The following is a 22,602-nucleotide window of genomic DNA, read 5'->3' as shown; positions in this document are numbered from 1 at the left end:
TGATCATTGGTTGATCCCCGCCAGAACGGCGCCGTCGCGCAGGGCGATCTCCCGGTCGGCGTAGGCGGCCACCCGGTTGTCGTGAGTGACCAGAACCACGGTGGTACGGCCGGTGCGCGCCGTGTCGAGCAGTGCGCTCATCACCTGCTCGCCGCCCAGCGTGTCCAGCGCGCCCGTGGGCTCGTCGGCGAACAGCACGCGGGGGCCGGTCGCCAACGCACGCGCGAGTGCCACTCGCTGCAGCTGACCCCCGGACAGCTCGCCGGGCCGCTGATCGGCGCAGTCGGACAACCCCAGCCGCGACAGCCAGTCCGCCGCGACGGTCATCGACTCCTGCCTGCCGTGCCGGTTGAACAGCATGGGCAGGGCGATGTTCTCCGCTGCGGTGAGCTCGGGCACCAGCCCGCCGAACTGGAAGACCACGCCGAAGCTCTCGCGGCGGAGCTTGGTCAGCTCGCCCTCGGCCAGCGTGTCGATCCGCCTGCCGTCCAGGACGACCTCGCCGGACTCCGGGCGGATGATCCCGGCCAGGCAGTGCAGCAACGTCGACTTGCCCGATCCGCTCGGCCCGGTGATCGCGACGATCTCGCCCTCCGCGACCTCGAGGGAGACGCCTGTCAGCGCCCTGGTCTTGCCGTACGACTTCACCAGGCCTCTGGCCTCAAGCATCCTTCTCCTCCTTCAGCCGCGAAATCGCGGTCTCGATCCAGCGCAGGTCGGCGTCGAGGTGCTGAAGCGCGTAGTCCGCCGCCAGCACTTGGGCCGGCGCGCCGGACGCCTTCGCGGCGGTCAGCTCCCTCATGCGGGCCAGATGCGCCTCACGCTGCCGCGCGAGGTACCCGTCAGCGGCCTTTCCCGCGACGGCGACGCGCGCGAACAGCGAGCTGGCAACATATGGCGCCGGTGGCTCCACGGTGTTCAGCCACTGGGCCAGCTCTGCCCGGCCGCTGTCGGTGATCGCGTAGACGGTCCGCTCGGGTCCGCCCTCCTGCTGCGTCTCCGCCACCTCCGCGTAGCCGTCGCGTTCCAGCCGTTGCAACGTCGCGTAGACCTGCCCGTACGCGAGCGGTTTGGCGCCGGCCAGGCGGTGATCGTGCTCCTTCTTGAGCTCATAGCCGTGCTTCGGGCGCTCGACGAGGAGGCCGAGCAGCACGTGACCGGTTGACATGATCATGACTATACATTCAATGAATAGTTAGGCAAGTGCCAACGGCCGCGAGCCCACACCGCCCGCGGGGACGGTGACTCCTTCGACGACCTCTTCTCCGAGCCCGGTGCCGCTGGCCATCAAGCAGGCGGCCCGGCGGTATCTGGGCATCGTGCGGCCGTACAACGTCGCGCTGGAGCGACTCGAAAAGGCGATCAAACGGCGGCCGGCCTGCTCGGCCTGGAGCAGTACGACGAAGACGACTACTCGTGACCCACGCCGTGCAGTCCCTGGGCGCAGCCGGAAAATCGCTCGCTCCTCCGTAGGTCCTGCGGCAGCATGGCCAGGGCGGTGTCGGCATTCGGGAGGGGCGGATGGCTGCGCTCGAATCACGCGAGCACTCCGGGGATGGTCCATCTCTACGAAAGTCGGCGGTCCTGCTGGCACTGCGCTACTACTGCGGTGAGCTCAAGCGTCAGTGGCGAGTCGCGGTGCCCGCGCTGACGCTGCCGGCGATGGGCAACATCTGCCTCTTCTACCTGGCGCCGCTGGCGGTCGCCGGGCTCGTGGGGCATCTGGCCGAAGGCGGGGACGGCACGGTCACCGCGTTACTGCCCTATGTGCTCGGATTCGGCGGCTGCCTCCTTGCGGGCGAGGCGCTGTGGCGGGTGGGACTGCACTTCCTCAACCGTACGGACGCCCGGGGCATCGAGCGACTCGGCGTGGTGGGCATGGACGAGTTGCTCACCAAGGACGCCGCGTTCTTCCACGACAACTTCGCCGGCTCGCTGACCAAACGGGTGCTGGGATTCTCCGCCAGGTTCGAGGAATTCGCCGACACGCTGACATTCTCGATCATGGCCAAGCTGGTGCCGCTGGCCTTCGCTTCGGTCGTGTTGTGGCAATATCACCCGCTGCTGGTCGTCGTCCTCGTGGGCCTCATCATCGTGACCGGCTTTCTCGTCGCTCCGCTCATTCGCCGTCGCCAAGCGCTGGTCGACGAACGTGAGGCGGCCAAGGTGCTGGTGTCGGGCCACGTCGCCGATGTGCTGGCCAACATGGAGACGGTTCGCGCGTTCGCCGCCGAAGATCGCGAAGCCACCGAACATCGGGCCAGGGTTGCCGAGCAGGGCAGGCTGTCGCTCCGCTCCTGGGATTACGGCAACCTCCGGGTGGACACCGTCGTCGCCCCGCTGTCCGTCCTCACCAGTGCCGTGGGCCTGCTCCTCGCCGTGGCACTCCGGGGAGGCCTGGGCGTGGAGGCCATCGTGGTGACGTTCTCCTACTACACGACCACGATCAGCATCATGTTCGAGTTCAACCAGATCTACCGGCGCATCGAGAGCGTGCTCACCGAAGCCGCCCAGTTCACCGAGTTGCTCCTCGTGCCGCCGACCGTGGTCGATCCGGCCGATCCGCAGCCGCTGCGCCCGGCCGACGCGAGCATACGCTTCGAGCGGGTGAGATTCGGCTACGCCGGCGGCGCGCCCTTGTTCGAGGATCTGGATCTCGACATTCCCAGCGGCACCAAGATCGGGCTGGTCGGCCAGTCAGGCGGTGGCAAGAGCACCCTCACCCGGCTGTTACTGCGCCTCATGGACGTCGACGGAGGCCGGATCCTGATAGGCGGCCAGGACATCACCCGGCTGCGCCAAGCCGACCTGCGCAGCCTCATCGCCTACGTCCCTCAGGAACCCGCCATGTTCCACCGGTCGGTGCGGGACAACATCGCCTTCGCCCGGCCGGGGGCCACGGATGCCGAGATCCTCCGGGCCGCGCGGGCGGCGCACGTCACGGAGTTCGCCGAGTCTCTGCCGGACGGATTCGACACCCTGGTCGGCGAGCGTGGCGTCAAGCTCTCCGGCGGCCAGCGGCAACGCCTGGCCCTCGCGCGCGCCATTCTGCGCGACGCCCCCATCCTGCTGCTGGACGAGGCCACCAGCGCCCTCGACTCCGAGAGCGAAATCCTCGTCCAGGAAGCCTTGTGGCACTTGATGCAGGACCGCACCGCGCTCGTGGTCGCGCACCGCTTGAGCACCGTCGTCCGCATGGATCGGCTTGTCGTGCTCAACCGGGGACACGTCGTGGAGCAGGGCACCCACAACGAATTGCTCCAGGCCGAAGGCCCGTACGCACGGCTCTGGCGTCACCAGTCCGGTGGCTTCCTGGTTGACGACGACACCCCGGACGCGCTCCACCGTTGACCGGTGCCTCCGCGCACCGGTGGGCCGGGGCGTGGAGGCTCCGGCCCACCGGGGCAGCCCTACGGGGCCGGGTAGTCCGCGATGTACACCGGCACCCCGATCTTGGTCGTGTCAGCCGCGTCGCCCACGCCGTTGACGACGTGGTCGATGATGCCGGCGCTGAGGTTGACGGTCATGATGTGGTGCAGCCTGACGCCCGGCGTCGCCGGAACCTCGAAGCCGTTCTCGGTGTGGATCTGCGGGTTGTTCTGGTTGAAGACGTAGACGCCGCCCCCGTAGAGGCGGTGCGTTTTCACGCGGTCGCCGACCTTGTAACCGGCCCAGCCCTCGACGGCGCCGTTCATCCAGTCGGCCTGGGTCGGCGGGTCGTACGGCAGCTCGTTCTGGTAGAGGATCGTCGTGCCGTCGTCGCCGTTCCAGACGGTGTTGTACTGCTGGAAGTGCTCGACGAAGAGGCCGGTCGCGGTCACATGGTCGCCGTTGATGACGGCGCCGTTGCGGCCGATGTTGGTGTTCCAGCGCTGGGTGTCGGTGAAGCCCTCCACACCGTGGTCGGCGCGCCACACCCAGGCGTGGTCGATGAGCACGTTGTCGCTGTTGACCTCGAGCGCGATGTCGGTCTTGCCGACGTGCGGTCCGCCGACCCGGAAGTACACGTCGGACAGGGTCGTCGGGTTGTCCGCCGAGCTCCAGCGCGGCCCGTGCTTCTTGCCCACCCTCAGCAGAACCGGCGACTTCTCCAGACCCGCGTCGACGGTCACGCCGGCGACGACGACGCCGGGGACGTCGGCCACGTCGAGCGGCGTCGAGCCGTGGACGGCGGTGAGCGTGGCGTGGCCGAGACCGAGGACGACCGTGTTCGGGCGCTTGACCTCGATGGACCGCGCGATGTCGTACACGCCGGGAGTGAGCAGCAGGTGCTTGCCGCGCGCGAGCTGGTTGTTGATGACCTGCACCGAATCCGACGGCTTCGCGACGAAGAAGTGGCTGATCGGCAGCGTACGGCCGGGCGTCATGCCGTCAGCCCAGGAGATGCCACGCGTGTCCTTGCGGGCGGCGGGCACGCGGACCTTGTACCTGCCCTGCGCGTCGGCGTACAGGTAGGGCTTCTCCCGGCTGACGGGAGTGGCGTCGAGGGTCGTGTAGGGCGGACTCGGGAACCCGGCGTCGTCCGGCGCGCCGACGACACCGGAGAAGACCTGGTTCCACACGCCGTTCGACCAGCCGGCGACCTCGCTGTTGCGGGTCAGCCACTGCTGTTGCGATCCGTTCGTGACGGACGGCAGCTTGGAGTCGGCGATGAAGCCACCGCTGGCGTACTGCGGGCCGGCGGTGCAGTAGTCCATCAGCGACAGGTTGCCGCCGCCGATGTTGAGCCGGCGCAGGGACACCGCCTGGGAGACGGCCCAGAAGTTCGCCGACGATCTGCAGCCGTCCTGGCCGGCCGCGTTGACGTTGATCGACAGGTTGGACAGGGTGCGCCAGAAGTTGACGAGCGCGAGGCAGTTGGCGGTCCCGCCGTCCGCCAGGCAGCGGTTGTAGACCTCGACCTTGCCGTTGATGACGACGTCGGTGGGGGAGGCGCCCAGGCCGGCGATCTCGGTGTAGTAGCCGACCTTGATCTGGAGCGGATGCTCCGCGGTGCCGTACGTGCCGGGCTTGAAGAGGTAGGCGTGGCGCGTGGTGCCCATCTCGTTGTCGACCTGAGCGGCGTGCGCCGCGTCGAGGGTCGCCTGGATGTCGCTGACCGGCATGCTCGGGTCGAAGACGGTGACGTTCGGCCCGAGATCGGGGATGCCGGGGGCCGGCGATGCGGCGCTGGCGGCCGGTCCCGCCGTCATGACGGCGGTCGCCAGCACGAGACCGAACGATAACGCCCGGGCGAGTTGCCGGCCGGGGCGCCGCCTCGTGGCACTCCCGTCGCCGAGAGGCTGGGTCGTCATACGGTTCGTCCTTTCCGCTGCGTGTGCAGCGCTCCATGGACTGGGGGCATCGGAGGTGGATGAGATCCTTTGACGGGCGGTGGGACACCGCCGGATCATGAGAGAGCGCTCTCTCGCGGGGCAACGCTCGTATCAGGGCCGGAAAGATGTGTGGGACGTTTCTATCGCGTGAACCGGGCGGATCACAAGTACACGGACTACGCCCGCCGGAAGGTGCCTCTTGCCCGCCAGTCCCACGCTCCCTAGCTTGATCGCGTGAGCTCCAGGTCAGAGGAAGAGCATCCCTCCGTTCCGCGGTCGCGCGCGCTCTGGATGGTGATGAGGGCGCGGCCGTTGTTGCTCGTGCCGGAGTGGGCGCGCCGGTGGCTGGTGCCGGCGGCGGCCGGGATCGCCGTCGCGGCGGTCATGGCTCTGCTCGTCCCGGCTGTCCTCCCCGCCGTGGCCGCCGGCCTGGTCGCGGCCGGTGTGGCCACGGCGCTCCAGATGGCGGACCCGGACGAGTCGCGGCTGCCGCTGGCGAACGAGGAACTGCACCGGCTGATCGCCGAGGTGGCCGCCGAGCTGGGACTGCGCCGGCCGGGGCGCGTGTGCGCGTGGGCGCGTCCCGACTCGCTGGCCGTGCGGGTCACTCCCTGGAGGGACGAACTGCGGCTGGGCCTGCCGTTCCTGACGGAGATGAGGCGCGACGAGCTGCGAGCCGTGGTCGCGTACGAGCTCACCCTGCTCGCCCTGCGCCGGTCCCTGCTCACTGACGCCTTGCACACGTGGTGGATGACGGACCTGCCGCGGGGGCGGCCGGTGCCTCCCGAGGTCGAGGACGTCCTGATCGGCATGTTCCGGAGCGCCGACGCCGCGGCGGCCCGCGTGGCCGGGGTGCCGGCCAGCACGTCGGCTCTGCTCCGCGGCGCCCTGATCAGCAACTCGTTCACGTGGTTCGCCGTACGGTACGGCGGCCCGGCGGCGGAGTTGCACGGCTTCCCGACCGATCTGTACGCGGGCTGGCGCTGGAAGGGCCGCCACGACGGTCTCCTGACGGCCTTCGCCCGCTCCGTCGCCGAGGACGACCGCCCGGGCTCCACCCCCATGAGAATCGCCGCGCTGACCGGCGAGACCCCCACCGACGTCGCCGCCAAGATCGCCGCCGACGGGATCGGGACGCGGGCAGGAAGTGCCGGATCAGCGGTGCTGCCCGAAGGCCTCCCGGAGGAGGACGAAAGGCGGCTGGCGAGGGCGTTCATGCGCGAACTGCTGGCTCGTCCGGCCGCTCGGGGCGTGCCACTGCGTGAGGTGCCCGACCGGCTCTGGGACGGCGTACTGGAGCAGGAGCGCACCGACGTGCTGGCCGTCGTCGCGGCCCTGCTCGGCCGGGAGGACGCGACATCCGAGGACGTGGTGGACGTCGCCCGCGCCGGACGAGCCGACGAACTCGCCTGGGACCACCGCGCCTGGTTGTGCCCCCACCGGGATCCCGCCGTGTGTGCGCTGTTCCCAGTGCTCCACCGCGAGCTGCGGGAGAGCGGCCACGCCTACGCGAACCCGCTCGCGCGCCGAGTCCTGATCGCCCCGGACGGAGCCCGGGTAGACGTGGCCGCGCTCGCCGCCGAGGTCGCGACAGGCACGTAGGCGCCGCCACCGGCAAGCGTGGACGGGCCGTCCAGCCGCAGGACGTCGAAAGCACCTTGGAGGAACTGGCAGGTCAATGCCGCTCGCGTACGATGCTCATGTGACCAGCAGGCCCGTCACGGAGCAGCACCTGCGCGACCTCGCGCGACTGCGGCGCGTCCGCGACCGGATCGACCGGGAATACGCGCAGCCGCTGGACGTCGAGGCGCTCGCCCGCGGCGTGCACATGTCGGCCGGGCACCTCAGCCGCCAGTTCCGCCTCGCCTACGGCGAGTCGCCGTACGCCTATCTGATGACGCGGCGCATCGAACGCGCGATGGCGCTGCTGCGTCGTGGCGACCTCAGTGTCACCGAGGTCTGTTTCGCGGTCGGCTGCTCGTCGCTGGGCTCCTTCAGCACGCGCTTCACCGAGTTGGTCGGTGTGCCGCCCAGCACCTATCGGGCCCAGACGGCTCGCGCGACGGCGGGGATGCCGTCGTGCGTGGCGAAACAGGTGACACGACCGATCAGGAATCGAGAAGCGCCGGTTGGCAGCCGCAACTAGCGTGACCGCCATGGACATCACCATTCACGCGAGCTTCCTCCCGCACGACGACCCGGACGCCTCCCTGGCCTTCTATCGGGACACCCTGGGCTTCGAGGTCCGCAACGACGTCGGATACGAAGGGATGCGCTGGATCACGGTCGGCCCCGCCGGCCAGCCCGGCACGTCCATCGTCCTGGAGCCGCCGGCCGCCGACCCCGGCATCACCGACGACGAGCGCCGCACCATCGTCGAGATGATGGCCAAGGGCACCTATGCCGGCATCGTCCTGGCCACCGCCGACCTCGACGGCACCTTCAAGCGGCTCCAGGCCGGCGGCGCCGAGGTCGTCCAGGAGCCGACCGAACAGCCGTACGGCGTTCGCGACTGCGCCGTCCGCGATCCCGCGGGCAACATGATCCGCATCCAAGAGCTGCGCTAGCGGCTGTCACGGATGAGTGCCACCCATTCGCCGCACGCACCGATGCGTGACGGCCGGTGGTTGGTCTGACGCCGAACAGGTAGGCAGAGCACCGTTGCCGGGACCGCGCCGACGAAGAGGAAACCAGACGTACCGCTTGAAACTGGTTAAATCAACCCCGGCGACGCCGACGGAGACCGCCAAGGCGGCCCACGTAACAAATGGAGACACGATGAGCATGGCCCCGAGGACCGACACGCAGTCGCCTGCGCCGCACGTCGCCGACAGCCACGATTTGATCCGCGTGCACGGTGCGCGTGTGAACAACCTCAAGGACGTCAGCGTCGAGATCCCCAAGCGCCGGCTGACGGTGTTCACCGGTGTGTCCGGCTCGGGCAAGAGCTCGCTCGTGTTCGGCACGATCGCCGCCGAGTCGCAGCGGATGATCAACGAGACGTACAGCGCGTTCGTGCAGGGCTTCATGCCGACGCTGGCGCGGCCCGAGGTCGACGTACTCGAAGGGCTGACGACGGCGATCATCGTCGACCAGCAGCGGATGGGCGCCGACCCCCGCTCCACCGTCGGCACCGCCACGGACGCCAACGCGATGCTGCGCATCCTCTTCAGCCGGCTCGGGCAGCCGCACATCGGCCCGCCTCCCGCCTTCTCCTTCAACGTCGCGACGCGGACGGCGAGCGGGGCGATGAACGTCGACAAGGGCAAGGGCGAGCGGATCGTGGTGCGCAACGCGGTCTACCACGGCGGCATGTGTCCGCGCTGCGAGGGTCGGGGTTCGGTCACCGACTTCGACCTGTCTCAGCTGTACGACGACAGCAAGTCGCTCAACGAGGGTGCGCTCACGATCCCCGGGTACAGCATGGACGGCTGGTACGGCCGTATCTTCCGGGGCTGCGGCTACTTCGACCCCGACAAGCCGATCCGGAAGTTCACCAAGAAGGAACTCGACGACCTGCTCTACAAGGAGCCGACCAAGATCAAGGTCGACGGCATCAACCTGACGTACTCAGGTCTGATCCCGACGATCCAGAAGTCGTTCCTGTCCAAGGACGTCGACGCGATGCAGCCGCACATCCGGGCGTTCGTGGAGCGGGTGGTGACATTCACCGCCTGCCCCGACTGCGACGGCACCCGGCTCAGCGAGGCCGCCCGGTCGTCGAAGATCAAGGGCATCAACATCGCCGACGCCTGCGCGATGGAGATCCGCGACCTGGCCGAATGGGTCCGCGGCCTCGACGAGCCGACTGTGGCGCCGCTGCTCGCGAAGCTGCTGCACACCCTCGAATCGTTCGTGGAGATCGGGCTGGGCTACCTCTCGCTCGAGCGGCCGGCGGGCACGCTGTCGGGCGGGGAGGCGCAGCGTACCAAGATGATCCGCCACCTCGGCTCCGCGCTCACCGATGTCACCTACGTCTTCGACGAGCCCACCATCGGCCTGCACCCCCATGACATCCAGCGGATGAACGACCTGCTGCAGCGGCTGCGGGACAAGGGCAACACGGTGCTCGTGGTCGAGCACAAGCCGGAGGCGATCGCGATCGCCGACCACGTCGTCGACCTCGGCCCCGGCGCCGGTACGGCAGGCGGCACCATCTGCTACGAGGGGACCATCGAGGGCCTGCGGGCCAGCGGCACCATCACCGGCCGCCACCTCGACGACCGGGCAACCCTCAAGGAGACGGTGCGGACGCCCAAGGGCAAGCTGGAGATCCGCGGCGCCACTCGCCACAACCTCCAGGACGTCGACGTCGACATCCCGCTCGGCGTGCTCTGCGTCGTCACCGGCGTCGCCGGCTCCGGCAAGAGCTCGCTGATCCACGGCTCCGTCCCCGCCTCCGCGGGCGTCGTGTCGGTCGACCAGGCGCCTATCCGCGGCTCGCGACGGAGCAACCCGGCGACCTACACCGGACTGCTCGACCCGATCCGCAAGGCGTTCGCGAAGGCCAACGGCGTGAAGCCGGCGCTGTTCAGCGCCAACTCCGAGGGCGCCTGCCCCGCCTGCAACGGCGCCGGTGTCATCTACGTCGACCTGGGGATCATGGCCGGATCCGCCACCACTTGCGAGGACTGCGGGGGGAAGCGGTTCGAGGCATCGGTGCTCGAATACCACCTTGGCGGCCGCGACATCAGCGAGGTGCTCGCGATGTCGGTGACCGAGGCCGCGGAGTTCTTCGGCGCCGGCGAGGCGCGCACACCGGCCGCGCACGCCATCCTCGGCCGGCTCGTCGAGGTCGGGCTCGGCTACCTCACCATCGGCCAGCCGCTCACCACCCTGTCCGGCGGCGAGCGGCAGCGGCTCAAGCTGGCCACTCACATGGCCGAGAAGGGCGGCGTCTATGTCCTCGACGAGCCGACCTCCGGCCTGCACCTCGCCGACGTCGAGCAGTTGCTCGGCCTGCTCGACCGGCTGGTCGACTCCGGCAAGTCGGTCATCGTCGTCGAGCACCACCAGGCGGTCATGGCGCATGCCGACTGGATCATCGACCTCGGCCCCGGCGCCGGCCATGACGGCGGCCGGATCGTCTTCGAGGGCACACCCGCCGACCTCGTGGCTGCCCGCTCGACCCTCACCGGAGAGCACCTCGCAGCCTACGTCGGCGCCTGACCGAGGCCTGCGTCCCTTCCGCGCCGCAGCAGCCCATGGTGATGACCTCGTCGCCGGCTTCGACCGCGTCGATGTGCGCACCTTGGGCTGCTGTGCGGCGATGTCGGCGCCGGCCGGCGGCCGTCTGGGAGCACATCGCTGTCGCGGCGGCAGACGGACACATCCAGCGTTCAGAGGACGAAGCGGTCGGTATAGTGGCAGAAGAGCCTCCCTGGAGTGGGAGGTCGCGGTGGTGGGGCCCACCGCCTCGCTGCCGATCCGGCGGCGGGTAACCGTGGCATCCGCCGCCAACGGTCCCTACCAGAGGTGACATTGTGCTGGTAGGAGGATCGGAGATGTCCCAGCATGAGGCGGAGCGACCCATCGATGCCGACGTCGACCTGCGCGTGCCCGCGCAGCGTGCCGAGTTGCGCCGGGCGCCGTGGTCGACGCTGGCCGTGATCGCGCTCGGGGGCGTGGCGGGCGCGCTGGCCCGTTACGGCCTGGGCGTTGCCTTCCCGCAGCCGGCAGGGCTGTTTCCCTGGACGACGCTGGCCATCAATGTCTCCGGGTGCCTGCTGATCGGGGTGCTCATGGTGGCCATCACCGAGCTCTGGTCGGCGCCCGGGTGGGTGCGGCCGTTGCTGGGCGTGGGTGTGCTGGGTGGCTTCACCACCTTCTCCACCTATGTCCTGGAGACCGGCCGGCTGCTGGTCGCCGGCGCGGAGCGTACCGCGCTGGCGTACCTGGTGCTCACCCCGGTGCTGGCGTTGGTTGCTGTGTGGGTCGGCAGCGCGGCCACCCGACTGGTCGGGACGCGGACTCTGGCCCGCCGCGACAGAGCGGAGAGGCAGGCATGAAACTGGCCGGAGCCGCGCTGCGGCTGACCGTCTTCGTCGGCGACACCGACACCTGGCACCACAAGCCGCTGTATCACGAGATCGTCCACCGGGCGCACGCGGCCGGGCTGGCCGGTGCGAGCGTGTTTCGCGGCGTGGAAGGCTACGGCGCCTCCAACCACATCCACACCACCCGCATCCTGTCACTGTCGGAGGACCTGCCGGTGGCGATCGTCATCGTCGATGCGGCCGAGCGGATCAGGGCGTTCCTGCCGCAGCTGGACGAGCTGATCTCTGAAGGGCTCGTCATTCTCGATGAGGTCGAGGTCATCCGCTATGTCGGCCGTACCGGCAGCGGAAGCACCCGGGACGCGGAACGATGACCGGGCCCCTTGCCGTGGCGCTGGTCGCGCTCGGTGCGGCCGTCGGCGCGCCGCTGCGTTATCTCGCCGACCGGCTCGTCCAGGCCCGCCACGACACACTGTTTCCGTGGGGCACGTTCACCGTCAACGTGGCCGGATCGGCGTTGCTGGGCTTCCTGGCCGCGCTGCCCGCTGATCCGGCGGTGATGACCGGCGCCGGAGTCGGGTTCTGCGGGGCGCTGACCACGTATTCCACCTTCAGCTACGAAACGCTGCGGCTGGCCCAGGACCGGGCCCGCTTCGTCGCGGTGGCGAATGTGGTGGCCAGCGTGGCCGGGGCGCTGGGTGCGGGCGTATGCGGGTTCGCGCTGGCGCGCGCCCTGATCGGATGATGACGGCGCTCGCCGAGCCGGCCCCGCGAGGCAGGGATCGACCGCTGGACTCTCCCCTCGTGGGAGGCATCATGCTACTTCCGGCGTTCGGCCCCGGACAGCGGCTCCGCACCCGCTGATCGCCCGGCTATCGAGGAGAGCGACGCATGACCATCGTGAAGGAGATCGAGGCTCGCGGCATGCAACACTGCGAGACGACGGCACTCGGGGTGCTGCTACGGCATGAGGGGCTTGATCTGTCCGAGCCCATGCTGTTCGGACTCGGCGCGGGCCTGTCCTTCATCTATTGGGACGCCAAGAGCATGGAGTTCCCCTTCCTCGGAGGCCGTGTCAAGCCCTTCGAGCTCACCAGGAACCTGGCCAACAGGCTGGGCCTGAACCTGCTGGTCGAGGAGACCGCCTCACCACGCAAGGCGTGGGAGAACGTGTCCGCCCGCATCGATGCCGGACGACCGGTCGGCCTCCAGCTCGACTGCTACCACCTGGACTACTTCCAGTCGAAGGTGCACTTCGGTGGCCATGTCGTCGCGATGTACGGCTACGACGAGCACCATGCCTACCTGGTGGACACCGCGCAACAGGGTGGAGCCGTGCGTACGAGCCGGACCACCCTGGCCATGGCGAGGGCCGAACGCGGCCCGATGACCGCCAGGAACCGCTCCTTCTCCATCACCCTGCCGGCGCACCCGCCCTCCTGGCAGAGCCGGATCATCCCCGCGATCAAAGCCTGCGCCGACGCCTTCCTCACCGCGCCCATCGCGAACCTGGGCCATCGTGGCATCGAGAAAGCCGCCCGCCAGGTGCCCAAGTGGCTCCTCCGCACGGAGCAGCCGGAGCGGGACCTGCCGCAGGCCGCCCTCCTCATGGAGAAGGCCGGCACCGGCGGCGCCCTGTTCCGTGCCCTTTACCGTGACTTCCTCGGCGAGTGCACCGGGCTCATCGACGATGACGACCTTCGCACCGGTCACCGCCTGTACGCCGAGGCCGCCGCCCTGTGGACGGACGTGGCCACTTTGATCGCGAAGGCCGGCGAGCGAGGCGACGCGGCGTACCTCGAGCAGGCCGGCGTCGTCCTCCACGACCTTTCGCGCATCGAGAAGGATGCCATGCGGGTGCTGAGTGAGATGCGACCGCAGCCGTAGCAGCACGCTGCGCGAGCCGCCCGCGAGCACGTGCTGGGGACGCTCGCCCGCCCTGTGCCAGGTGAGGGTGCGGTCGCGCGCCCGAGCCGGAGCCGTCCACGACGGCGCTCGTGCCACATCGCCGCCTCTGACGAGGCCGATCCCGGCATCCAGATCGCCAACACGGTGCAGCAGCTCGGCAGCCACATCGTCAACGAGACCATCGAGTTCGCCCTACGACGGGAGCGGCGCGCCGAACGTCTTCATGTTCGGCCACGTGCCGCACCACTAGCCGCGGCCGCCGATCCCTCGACCAGGCCGGTCGAGGGATCGGCGGCATCCGGACAGATCCTGGGGGACCACGATGTGATCAGCCGGCAGTGACGGTGACGGTCCCGTAGAAAATACGGTGATCCGAGCAGGACCCCTCGGGGGACTTCTCGGTGGCCGGGATTCCCGTGCAGGATGTGGAGATGCTGAGGGAGTCCCCGTCCAAGGCCCGGTGTTGTCGCAGTTGTGGGCTGTGTTCAGCGTGCTGGAGTACCAGTTGTTGGGCCTGCCGTAATGTGGCTGCGCGTTGAAGTCGCCCGACGATGATCACGATGTCGCCTGCCGCGCCACCGACCGCGCAACGCCCGTCGCCGGGCTGGTGATCGCCGTTGTGCCCCTGGCCCTGGTGTTCGCGTTCGCGACCAAGCAGATCATCGCCGGACTGACGACGGGTATGTCCCGTTGATGACAGATCACCAGTCCTTCATCTGCGTCGATGGCGGCAAGTCCGAGCTTCGCCTGCTCGTGAGCACCGGCGAGCACCGGCAGTACGGCGTTGGGCCGGGCATGTCGTACCAACCGGGCGAGGATGGAGTCGCCCGGATCCTCGGCAGCGTCCGGGCCGCCGCCGCGTCGGTCCGTCTGCCGGCGGAGCCGGCCGGTGTGGCGGCCGGCCTCACCGGCGTCCCCGGTGACCCGCCGGCGAGGCGCCGGCTCGTCTCCCTCCTCGAGGAGTTCTTCGGGTGCCCGGTTCTCGTGGTGGAGGACGGTCTGCTCGCCCACGCCGGGGCCTTGGGAGGCGCGGGCACGGTGTTGTGTGTGGGCACCGGAACGACCGTTCTCGCGGTCGGCGCCTCCGGGCGCAGCGTCAAGATCGACGGCTGGGGGCCGCTGCTCGGAGACCGCGGCAGCGCCCACGCCATCGGCCTGGCCGGACTGCGCGCCGCCGCGGCGGCGTACGACGGCGTGGGTCCGGCGACCGAGCTGGCCGACCGGCTCCTGGCGGAGCTGGGCGGCACGGATCTGGCCGATCTGCAGCGCTTCTACCGGGACGCCGCGTTGGTCGCGCGTACGGCCGCCTTCGCGCGTACCGTCATGGATGCGGCGGAACACGACGCGGTGGCCCGCGGCATCTGCGTCGAGGCGGCCGAGGCTCTCGCCGCCTCCGCCGCGGCGGCGGTGTCGCGCCTGCCGGACGCCGGCCGGCGCGTCTCCTCCAGCGGACGCCTCCTGGCTCCCGGCAACCTCCTGCACACATCTGTGGCCGCGAACCTGTCCGACCGGGGGTTGGACCTGGTCGCGCCGCTCGCCACGTCTCTGGAAGGTGGATTGATCTTGCTCCGCTCGGAAGAACCGTACCGTGGCCTGCTGCGGCGACTCGACACCCGGGCGGGAGGCCAGGCGTGAGGGCCGGGCATGGCGTCGAGCGACTCGACGTCGTCGTGGGGGAAGCCATGGGTGGGTACGCCGACCGGACGGAGGGCATCACCGGCACTGTCGATCCGCTGGAAGTCCACGCCGTCACCTTCACCGACAGCGGGCACCGATTCGTCTTGATCGTCGCAGACCTCGTGTGTGTGAACACCGATGTGGTGGAGCGGATCCGGGTCGCCGTCCGCGACCTGGGCGTCGACTCCTGCTGGGTGGCGGCGACGCACACCCACGCGAGCCCTGAGGCGGGATGCGTCCCCGGCGGCGCACCGACCCCGGCCTCGCTGGCCGAGCGCCTGGTCCGTGCATCGCTCCAGGCCGTCAGGGCCGCGCTCGCGGACGAGCGAGACGCGCGGCTGCACGCGATACGGGCGCGCGTCCCGGATCTGGGCGGCCGGCGGGTGCTCCCGGACGGGGACGCCGCCGACCTGCCGGTCGACGCGCTTGTCATCTCGTCGAACTCGGGAGAGATCATGGGTGTCATCGTGGTCTCGCCCGTGCATCCCACCGTGCTCCCGGCAGGCAACAGCGACGCCGGCGCGGACCTCAACGGCGGCATCCGGCGGGCCCTCCAGACCGGTGATCGGTGGGTCGTGGCGGCGACCGGCGCCGCGGGCGACATCAGCACGCGGCACACGCGGCGAGGGCGGGATCGGGCGGAGACCGACCGGCTCGGCACGCTGGTGGCCGAGCAACTTTCCATCACGGCGCCACCCCCCGGCGAGCCGGGGCAGGCGTCCGTCCTCCCACCGGTTTCCACCCGCGTCGAGCTCGCGCCCAAGCGGCCGGAGGAGTTCGCCACGGCCATCGCCGCGGCGGCGGACGCGCCGGGCGCCGGCGAACGCCACCGGAGCGTCGTCCACCAGGGTCGGCGAATCGCGCGCGACCTTCAGGCCCAAGGGCGCACCCAGCCCTACGAGATCGACGTCCAGGCGATCCGGCTCGGTGACGTCACGCTCGTGGCCGTGCCGGGTGAGCTCTTTCTCGAACTGGGCGAGGCCGTTCGCGCCGCGTCCTCGGCAGACGGCTCACCCGTGGTCGTCCTCGGCTACACCAACGGCTACCTGGGGTATTTGCCCAGCCGCGGCACTCCGGCCACGTACGAGACCCTCGTCAGCCCGGTCGCGGAGGGCAGTGGCGAGCGCGTCGTGGCGGCTGCGGTCAATGCCGTGCGCTCGAGCCGTAATGAATCTTGGGCCGTATAGGGTGCCGCTTGTGCCCCCCTCTCCCAAGCCCCGATTGCTGGGCTTCCTCGTGCTGGCCGGCTGGCCGTGGCTGGTGGCCGTTTCCCTCCTCGAGTTGTTCCTCTTGGTGGAGCCGACCGCGGTAGCACTGGTGACCGGCGAGTTGGTGGGCCGCCTGGCGCAGGGCGCAGATCGGCAGGATGCCTCCTGGAGCGGCATCGGGACGATGCTGGCGCTGCTCGGCGCGCTGCTGGTCACCGGCAACGTGCTCCGCTCGATGAGCTGGCCGCTGGCCGAAAGGGTGGCAGGGCGGATCGACGCCGCGGTCCGCGAGGAGCTGACCTCCCGCGTCCTGGCGCTGCCGACCCTGGACCGGGTGGAGGACGTCGCCGTCCAGGACGAGCTGACCACCATGCGTTCGCCGCTGCTGACCTGGACCGACGAGGGCATCGGGGCGGCGGCGGTAGGCCGGTTCCGTGCCGGGCTGACCATGGCGGGGCTGGTGACGGCGATGCTGGTGCTGTCCCAGGTGGTGTGGTGGTGGGGTCCGGCGACGGCCGCGGTGGCGCTGCTGCTGGGCCGTTACCGAGCGAGCATGTGGCGAGAGTTCCTCAGGGTGGTGTCGGGCACCATGCCGGCCGCGATGCGCGGGCGCGTGTGGGCCGCGATGATGTCGGACCACCGGGACGCCAAGGAGGTGCGGATCTTCGGGCTGACCGACTGGCTGCAGAAACACGCGGACGAGAACACCGCTGACGCCGCGCGGCGGGTCGTCGACTCGAGGGTGGCCCTGCTCCGGCGCGAGATGTCGGTCTTCCTCGGGTGGGCGGCGACCGCGTCGGTGGTGTACGTGGCGGTGGCCACCTCCGGCGAGGTGTCGGTCGGCCAGATCGCCGCGACGATCGGCGCGGTTTCCGCCATGTTCGTCATCTCCATGTCGAGCCAGGGGGAGGACATGGACGAGGTCGCGATGCCGGCCGTGGACGCGGTCACCCGGATTCGCGCGCTCGCCCCCGACCTGGAGCCGCCGCCCCGATCGGACGGCGCCGGAGAGATCGCCCTTCGGGACGTGGTCTTCGGGTACGGGGAGGTCCGCGTACTGAACGGCGTGACGCTGACCCTCACACCCGGCGAGGTGATCGCGGTCGTAGGCGTGAACGGGGCGGGGAAGACGACCCTCGCCAAGCTCCTCACCGGCCAGTACCGACCGCGGACCGGCATCGTGGTCACCGAGCCCGCGGCGTACGCGGTCTATCAGGACTTCAACCGGTACGAACTGAGCGCGTACGAGAACATCAGGATCGCGGCGCCGGAGGCGACGCGGGAGCAGGTCGAGGCGGCGGCCGCCGCGGTGGACGCGACCAAGCTGATCGAAAAGCTGGCCAAGGGCTGGGAGACGGTGCTCTCGCCCAAGTACACCGACGGCGGCGACCTGTCCGGTGGCCAGTGGCAGAAGATAGCGCTTGCCCGGGCGGCGCTGGCGGCCGCGTGCGGGGCGCGGCTCCTGGTGCTGGATGAGCCGACCGCCAACCTGGACATCGAGGCCGAGCTGGAGGCCTTCGACCGCATCCGCCAGGTGCGGGGGCAGGCGACCGTCGTCCTCATCTCACACAGGTTCTCCACCGTGCGGAAGGCGGACCGGATCGTCGTGCTGTCCGGTGGGCGGATCACCGAGGACGGGACCCACGACGAACTGCTCGCCGCCGGCGGGGAATACGCGCGCATGTTCCGCCTCCAGGCCCAGCAGTTCAAGGAGAGCGCATGAGGGTCGTCGAGATCCGCACCCTGCTGACCGAGTGCCTGCGCCACGCGCCGGGGAAGACGTGGCTTCTGCTCATCCTGACCCCGCTGAGGGCGATCACTCCTGGGCTGACCGCACTCGGCCTGCAGTGGATCGTGGACGGCGCGCTGTCCGGGTCCCGTCCGCTGCTCATCGGCGGCGCGCTCTGCGCGGCGACGGCGGGCGCCTTCGTCCTGGCCGGCAGCCGCGTCATCGAGGTGCAGGCAGGCCTGCTGGGCGGCGACGCCGGCACCGTGCTGGACCGGCGGATCATTCGATGGTGCGCGACCCTGCCGACCATCGCGCACCTGGAGGACAGCGAGTCGCTCCGCCGGATCGAGCAGATCCGCGGGCTCGGCGGGCGGACCGTCGTCACCGGGATGTCCGTCCTGAACGTGGTGCAGAGCGGGCTCTGGCTGGTCATCACGGCGATTCTGCTGGCCTGGGTCCATCCCGTGCTGCTCGTGCTGCCGCTCTTCGCAGTGCCGTCGATGCTGCTCACCCGCACCGCCTCGCGCAGGACCGAGGCGGCCAGGGCGGAGACCGCCGAGCGGAACCGGGCCGAACAGCACCTCTTCACGACGATCACCGAGGCGAACTCGGCCAAGGAGCTCCGGCTCGGCACCTCCGGCGCCCACGCCGCCGCAATCGCGCGTCGCCTGCGCGAGGAGCGGACCGCGATCATCTGGCGTACCACGCTCGCCGTCGGCGGCCTCACTCTGATCGGCTCGCTCGTCTTCGTGGTGGCCTTCATCGGGGCTCTGTTCCTCACCGCCCAGCTGGCACTCTCCGGCGTGGTCAGCCCGGGCGCGCTGCTGCTGGTGGCCACGCTCGGCGGTCAGATCAGAGGCCAGCTCGACCTGCTCACCAACGCGATCACCCGCTCCGCACGCGGCCTCACCATGGTCGGGCACTATCTCTGGCTGCGCGACCTGTACGCGGCGAGCACCAGCGGGACGCTCTCGCCGCCCGACCGGCTCCGCGACGGCATCGCCCTCTCCGGCGTGGATTTCTCGTACGGCGGTCCGCCCGTACTGCACGGCATCGACCTGCGTCTCCCGGCCGGGGCCACGGTGGCGCTGGTCGGTGACCACGGCAGCGGGAAGACGACACTGGTCAAGCTGCTCTGCGGCTTCCACCGTCCGACCGCCGGGACCATCACCGTGGACGGGACACCCCTCACCGAGATGGATCCCGCGGGCTGGCGGGAACGCGTGACCTCGGCCTTCCAGGACTTCAGCCGGTTCCCGTTCCTGGCCCGCGAGGCTGTCGGCGTGGGCGACGTGCCCAGGATGCACGAGATCGCGGAGGCAGCCGAGAAGGGTGGCGCCGCCCAGGTCTTCGCCCGCCTGCCGGAGGGCGAGGAGACCCGGCTCGGCAAGGCGCTCGGCGACGGCGTCGAGCTCTCCGGCGGCCAATGGCAGAAGATCGCCCTGTCGCGAGCGTTCATGCGTTCCATGCCGCTCCTCGCCGTGCTGGACGAACCGACCGCGGCGCTGGACGCGGCCAGCGAGTACGAGGTCTATCAGCGGTACGCGGAGGCGGCCCAGGAGTGGCAGCGGGCCACCGGCGGGATCACCCTGCTCGTCTCGCACCGATTCGCCACCATCCGGATGGCCGACCTGATCGTCGTGCTCGACGGCGGGCGCATCATCGAGAGCGGCACGCATGCCGAGCTCATCGACCGCGCCGGCCGGTACGCCCGCTTGTACGACCTCCAGGCATCCGCCTACCAGTGAGAATTCCGGCGTCAGCACCACCGGAGATCGCTCGGTGATCGGTGGTCTGCAAGTCACATGTAAGCCCGCACGCCTAGACATGCACATGTGAACCGAGACGCCGGAAGTTCGCACGAAGACGGCGTTCCATCCGTCATCGCCGCGAATGAGCTCGGCCATCTCGTTACAATGCCGACTCCGTTGAAGGAGGGAAATACGCTCCTCATGGCGCTGGAGATCAGATTCCTCGGCCCGTGGCAGGTTCTGGCCGGTGACGAACCGGTCCGGTTCGCCGGGCAACGACGAATCGGCGTGCTGGCCAGACTCGCCCTGGACGCGGGGCAGACCGTACACACCGAGCGGATCCTCACCGACATATGGGGACACAGCTCGGCGGCAACCGCGGGCAAACAACTCCACATCGTGGTCTCCAAACTCCGCGAAACCCTCGGACCCCACACCGCCGAAGAGATCATCGAGACCATGCCCGGCGGCTACCGGCTCGCGCTCGAACCCGACCACGTCGACGCCCACCTGTTCACCCGCCTGGCCAAACGTGCCCGCACCTCCCATGCGCAGGGGGCCACGGCCGCCGCGGACGCCCTGTTCCGCTCGGCCCTGCAGTTGTGGCGAGGCAAGCCACTGGCCGAGCTGACCGCTCCCTGGGCACAGATCGAAGCCACCCGTCTGGAAGAAGAACACCTCACCGTCCTGGAAGACCACGCCGATCTCCGCCTCGCCGCGGGCGACCACAACGCGGTGGCCGCCGACCTGGCCGTACACGTGCGGGCGCACCCACTACGCGAACGCCCCGCCGCCCAGCTCATGCTCGCCCTGCACCGCGCCGGCCGCCCATCCGAAGCGCTCGCCGTCTACCAGGACACCCGCCGGATCATGGTCACCGAACTCGGCATCGAACCCGGCGCCGAACTACGCCGCCTGCAACGGGCCGTCCTGGCCAAGGACCCCGTCCTCGACCTGACCACCCCGGCCCAACAGATCACGGTCAGCGAGCCGTACATCCCGGCCGAACTGCCCGCCGACACCCACGCCTTCACCGCCCGCGCCACCGAGATCCACCGCCTGCGCACCGCACTCGGCCCCGCCGACGGGCCCGCCATCACCGTGATCGACGGACCAGGCGGCATCGGCAAATCCGCCCTGGCCGTCCACGTCGCCCACGCCACGGCCGCCCGATTCACCGACGGCGTCATCTACCTCAACCTGCACGGATCCACCCCCGGCCTCGATCCGCTGACCCCGGCCCAAGCTCTGCGCCACCTGCTGCGCTCCCTCGGCCTGGACGGCGCCGCCGTCCCCGCCGACCCGGGCGAGGCCGCCGCCCGCTACCGCTCCCTGACCGCGACCTGCAACCTGCTGGTCATCCTGGACAACGCCCGCGACGTCCGCCAGATCCGCCCGCTCATCCCCGCCGGCCCCGGCTGCCGGGTCCTGATCACCAGCCGGGACCCGCTCGCCACCCTGGACAACGCCCGCCACCTCCACCTGGGCACCCTGAACGCCGGCGACGCCGCCGCGCTCCTGTCCCGCCTGGCCGGACCCGACCGCGTACGCGCCGAACCGCAGGCGGCCGAGCGGATCGTCCACCTGTGCGGCGGTTTCCCCCTCGCCCTGCGGATCGTCGGCGCCCGCCTGGCCGCCCGCCCCGACTGGACCCTGTCCGACCTGGAAGTACGGCTGGCCGACGCCACCCGCCGCCTGGACATGCTGGAGTACGCCGACCTGGCCGTCCGCGCCGGTATCGCGGTCAGTCACCACCACCTCCGAGAAGAACCGACCGGCCGCGACGCGGCCTATCTGCTGCCGCTGCTCGGCCTGCTCGACCTGCCCACCCACACCCCGGCCGCCACCGCCGCCCTGACCGGCTGGCCCCACCACCGCGCCGAAGCCGCCCTGGAACGCCTGCAGGACGCCCGCCTCCTCGAGCCCGCCGGACCCGACCGCTACCAGTTCCACGACCTGGTCGGCCTTTATGCCCGCGAACGGGCACACCAGGACCTGTCCGAGGAGGAACGCACCGCCGCCGTACGGCGTGCGCTCCACCACTACCGGGGGACCCTCTGGACGGTGAACCCCATGCTCAACCGCGATGCCGTACCGCGGTGCCCCGTCGAGTCGGCCGGTATCACTTTCGAGGACCTGGAGGAGGCGGGAGAATGGGTCCGAGCCGAGCGGGACAACCTGCTCGCCGCCGCGCAGCAGGCCCTGGACGGCCCCGACCCGGCGAACGGCGTCAGCCTGGTCATCGGACTCCACTGGCCCTTCTGCTACCAGGGTTGGCACACGCAACTGGCCGACATCTACGCGTACGCCATCGAGGTGGCCGACCGCATCGCGGCATGGGCCGACAAGGCCCAGCTCCGCAGCTTCCTCGGCTGGGTTTACCGAGATCAGGGTCGTAACGACGCCGCGATCGCGCAACTGAAGACGGCTCTCACCGACTGGGACCGCGCGGAACTGCCTCGGCGGAAGCTCGGGGTGCTCAACAACCTCGGTGTCATCAACACGATCGTGGGCCGTCTCGACGAGGCACTCGGCTACCTGGAGTCCGCGTTGGAGCTCAACGACGGCGCCCAACGGCCATGGGCTGGGGCCGCGATCCGCAATAACCGGGCGCACGTCTACTGCCGTCAGGGGCGCTTCGACGAGGCGATCGCGGAAGCACGCCAGGTGGTGGAGCTGTGGTCGAAGGTGGACCCGCTCATCGGCGGGGGCACGGCACACGATTCGCTCGGCGACGTCTACCGCCACGCCGGCCGGCCGACCGAGGCGGTGGAAAGCTACACGGTGGCCGTGCGGCTGCTCCGCGAGTCGGGATTCCGCCTGGGAGAAGCCGTGTCACGTTGGTGGCTCGGTGTCACATTGCACGACCTCGAACGGCACGGCGAAGCACGGCAACAGTGGGAGGAGTCCGTCGGCCTCCTGCGCGACGCCCGCCTGCTCACGCCCAGGGAGGCGAACGAGATCCTCGCCCGGCCCGTACCGGAAACACCCCACCCGATCAAGAACATGCTCTGACCG

At 70.1% G+C, this 22,602-nt stretch carries 19 protein-coding genes; 16 read left to right on the top strand and 3 right to left on the bottom strand.

Features of this window, described 5'->3' with window-relative positions; translation table 11 throughout:
* Positions 1-3: 3 nt before the first annotated feature.
* Both EDD27_RS40645 and EDD27_RS40640 read right to left on the bottom strand, forming a co-directional pair.
* On the bottom strand, positions 4-669 hold the full coding sequence (locus EDD27_RS40645) for an ABC transporter ATP-binding protein (protein WP_127937105.1): 666 nt from the start codon (positions 667-669) through the stop codon (positions 4-6).
* Entirely contained in the window at positions 662-1,168 is a 507-nt protein-coding gene (locus EDD27_RS40640; RefSeq protein WP_127937104.1) for a PadR family transcriptional regulator, read from the bottom strand. The genes EDD27_RS40645 and EDD27_RS40640 overlap by 8 nt, the downstream gene beginning before the upstream one ends.
* 353 nt (positions 1,169-1,521) lie before the next feature.
* On the opposite strand from EDD27_RS40640, the gene EDD27_RS40635 reads away from it, so the two are divergent.
* On the top strand, positions 1,522-3,351 hold the full coding sequence (locus EDD27_RS40635; RefSeq protein ID WP_127937103.1) for an ABC transporter ATP-binding protein: 1,830 nt from the start codon (positions 1,522-1,524) through the stop codon (positions 3,349-3,351).
* A 59-nt stretch (positions 3,352-3,410) separates the two neighbouring features.
* Here the strand turns inward: EDD27_RS40635 and EDD27_RS40630 are convergent, their stop codons facing one another.
* Positions 3,411-5,294 (bottom strand): adenylyl cyclase, encoded by a 1,884-nt coding sequence (locus EDD27_RS40630; RefSeq protein WP_206641870.1) that lies wholly within the window; start codon positions 5,292-5,294, stop codon positions 3,411-3,413.
* A 255-nt stretch (positions 5,295-5,549) separates the two neighbouring features.
* Between EDD27_RS40630 and EDD27_RS40625 the strand changes: the two genes are divergently transcribed.
* From EDD27_RS40625 to EDD27_RS40555, 15 genes are all read left to right on the top strand, one after another.
* Positions 5,550-6,917 carry a M48 family metalloprotease gene (locus EDD27_RS40625; RefSeq protein WP_127937102.1) on the top strand — a complete coding sequence of 456 codons (1,368 nt, stop codon included), beginning with the start codon at positions 5,550-5,552 and terminating at the stop codon, positions 6,915-6,917.
* Between the two features lie 76 nt (positions 6,918-6,993).
* The gene (locus tag EDD27_RS40620) at positions 6,994-7,461 is read left to right on the top strand and encodes a helix-turn-helix transcriptional regulator (protein ID WP_127937101.1); all 468 of its coding nucleotides are present in this window, start codon (positions 6,994-6,996) and stop codon (positions 7,459-7,461) included.
* Positions 7,462-7,471: 10 nt separating this feature from the next.
* Entirely contained in the window at positions 7,472-7,882 is a 411-nt protein-coding gene (locus EDD27_RS40615; RefSeq protein ID WP_127937100.1) for a VOC family protein, read from the top strand.
* A 217-nt stretch (positions 7,883-8,099) separates the two neighbouring features.
* The gene (locus EDD27_RS40610; protein ID WP_206642281.1) at positions 8,100-10,484 is read left to right on the top strand and encodes an excinuclease ABC subunit UvrA; all 2,385 of its coding nucleotides are present in this window, start codon (positions 8,100-8,102) and stop codon (positions 10,482-10,484) included.
* Between the two features lie 335 nt (positions 10,485-10,819).
* Positions 10,820-11,323 (top strand): fluoride efflux transporter CrcB, encoded by a 504-nt coding sequence (crcB, locus tag EDD27_RS40605; protein WP_127937098.1) that lies wholly within the window; start codon positions 10,820-10,822, stop codon positions 11,321-11,323.
* Positions 11,320-11,685 carry a DUF190 domain-containing protein gene (locus EDD27_RS40600; protein WP_127937097.1) on the top strand — a complete coding sequence of 122 codons (366 nt, stop codon included), beginning with the start codon at positions 11,320-11,322 and terminating at the stop codon, positions 11,683-11,685. Before crcB (EDD27_RS40605) ends, EDD27_RS40600 begins: the two co-directional genes overlap by 4 nt.
* Complete coding sequence (gene crcB / locus EDD27_RS40595) at positions 11,682-12,056, top strand: fluoride efflux transporter CrcB (RefSeq protein WP_127937096.1); 375 nt, start codon at positions 11,682-11,684, stop codon at positions 12,054-12,056. The genes EDD27_RS40600 and crcB (EDD27_RS40595) overlap by 4 nt, the downstream gene beginning before the upstream one ends.
* A 146-nt stretch (positions 12,057-12,202) precedes the next feature.
* Positions 12,203-13,198, top strand: a complete 996-nt coding sequence (locus tag EDD27_RS40590) for a BtrH N-terminal domain-containing protein (protein WP_127937095.1) — start codon at positions 12,203-12,205, stop codon at positions 13,196-13,198.
* 54 nt (positions 13,199-13,252) lie between these two features.
* Entirely contained in the window at positions 13,253-13,561 is a 309-nt protein-coding gene (locus tag EDD27_RS40585; RefSeq protein WP_127937094.1) for a hypothetical protein, read from the top strand.
* A gap of 193 nt (positions 13,562-13,754) precedes the next feature.
* Positions 13,755-13,913 (top strand): hypothetical protein, encoded by a 159-nt coding sequence (locus EDD27_RS54905; RefSeq protein WP_164904006.1) that lies wholly within the window; start codon positions 13,755-13,757, stop codon positions 13,911-13,913.
* Positions 13,913-14,854, top strand: coding sequence for a BadF/BadG/BcrA/BcrD ATPase family protein (locus tag EDD27_RS40575; RefSeq protein WP_127937093.1), 942 nt, complete (start codon positions 13,913-13,915; stop codon positions 14,852-14,854). Before EDD27_RS54905 ends, EDD27_RS40575 begins: the two co-directional genes overlap by 1 nt.
* Positions 14,851-16,083, top strand: coding sequence for a hypothetical protein (locus EDD27_RS40570; RefSeq protein ID WP_127937092.1), 1,233 nt, complete (start codon positions 14,851-14,853; stop codon positions 16,081-16,083). The genes EDD27_RS40575 and EDD27_RS40570 overlap by 4 nt, the downstream gene beginning before the upstream one ends.
* Before the next feature lie 10 nt (positions 16,084-16,093).
* The gene (locus EDD27_RS40565) at positions 16,094-17,827 is read left to right on the top strand and encodes an ATP-binding cassette domain-containing protein (RefSeq protein ID WP_164904005.1); all 1,734 of its coding nucleotides are present in this window, start codon (positions 16,094-16,096) and stop codon (positions 17,825-17,827) included.
* Entirely contained in the window at positions 17,824-19,581 is a 1,758-nt protein-coding gene (locus EDD27_RS40560) for an ABC transporter ATP-binding protein (RefSeq protein ID WP_127937090.1), read from the top strand. The genes EDD27_RS40565 and EDD27_RS40560 overlap by 4 nt, the downstream gene beginning before the upstream one ends.
* Positions 19,582-19,761: 180 nt before the next feature.
* Positions 19,762-22,599 (top strand): AfsR/SARP family transcriptional regulator, encoded by a 2,838-nt coding sequence (locus EDD27_RS40555; protein ID WP_164904004.1) that lies wholly within the window; start codon positions 19,762-19,764, stop codon positions 22,597-22,599.
* Positions 22,600-22,602 lie beyond the last annotated feature (3 nt).

The organism is Nonomuraea polychroma, assembly GCF_004011505.1.
Lineage (GTDB): Bacteria > Actinomycetota > Actinomycetes > Streptosporangiales > Streptosporangiaceae > Nonomuraea > Nonomuraea polychroma.
The sequence above is the reverse complement of the archived record's forward strand: the minus strand, read 5'-3'. Positions and strand labels throughout refer to the sequence as shown.

Bases quoted from the DNA above. Each gene is read 5' to 3' on its own strand.
- EDD27_RS40600 (WP_127937097.1), top strand. From the start codon at position 11,320: ATGAAACTGGCCGGAGCCGCGCTGCGGCTGACCGTCTTCGTCGGCGAC.
- EDD27_RS40575 (WP_127937093.1), top strand. From the start codon at position 13,913: ATGACAGATCACCAGTCCTTCATCTGCGTCGATGGCGGCAAGTCCGAG.
- crcB (WP_127937096.1), top strand. From the start codon at position 11,682: ATGACCGGGCCCCTTGCCGTGGCGCTGGTCGCGCTCGGTGCGGCCGTC.
- EDD27_RS40645 (WP_127937105.1), bottom strand. From the start codon at position 669: ATGCTTGAGGCCAGAGGCCTGGTGAAGTCGTACGGCAAGACCAGGGCG.
- EDD27_RS40640 (WP_127937104.1), bottom strand. From the start codon at position 1,168: ATGTCAACCGGTCACGTGCTGCTCGGCCTCCTCGTCGAGCGCCCGAAG.
- EDD27_RS40615 (WP_127937100.1), top strand. From the start codon at position 7,472: ATGGACATCACCATTCACGCGAGCTTCCTCCCGCACGACGACCCGGAC.
- EDD27_RS40610 (WP_206642281.1), top strand. From the start codon at position 8,100: ATGGCCCCGAGGACCGACACGCAGTCGCCTGCGCCGCACGTCGCCGAC.
- EDD27_RS40635 (WP_127937103.1), top strand. From the start codon at position 1,522: ATGGCTGCGCTCGAATCACGCGAGCACTCCGGGGATGGTCCATCTCTA.
- crcB (WP_127937098.1), top strand. From the start codon at position 10,820: ATGTCCCAGCATGAGGCGGAGCGACCCATCGATGCCGACGTCGACCTG.
- EDD27_RS40620 (WP_127937101.1), top strand. From the start codon at position 6,994: ATGCCGCTCGCGTACGATGCTCATGTGACCAGCAGGCCCGTCACGGAG.
- EDD27_RS40590 (WP_127937095.1), top strand. From the start codon at position 12,203: ATGACCATCGTGAAGGAGATCGAGGCTCGCGGCATGCAACACTGCGAG.
- EDD27_RS40560 (WP_127937090.1), top strand. From the start codon at position 17,824: ATGAGGGTCGTCGAGATCCGCACCCTGCTGACCGAGTGCCTGCGCCAC.
- EDD27_RS40630 (WP_206641870.1), bottom strand. From the start codon at position 5,294: ATGACGACCCAGCCTCTCGGCGACGGGAGTGCCACGAGGCGGCGCCCC.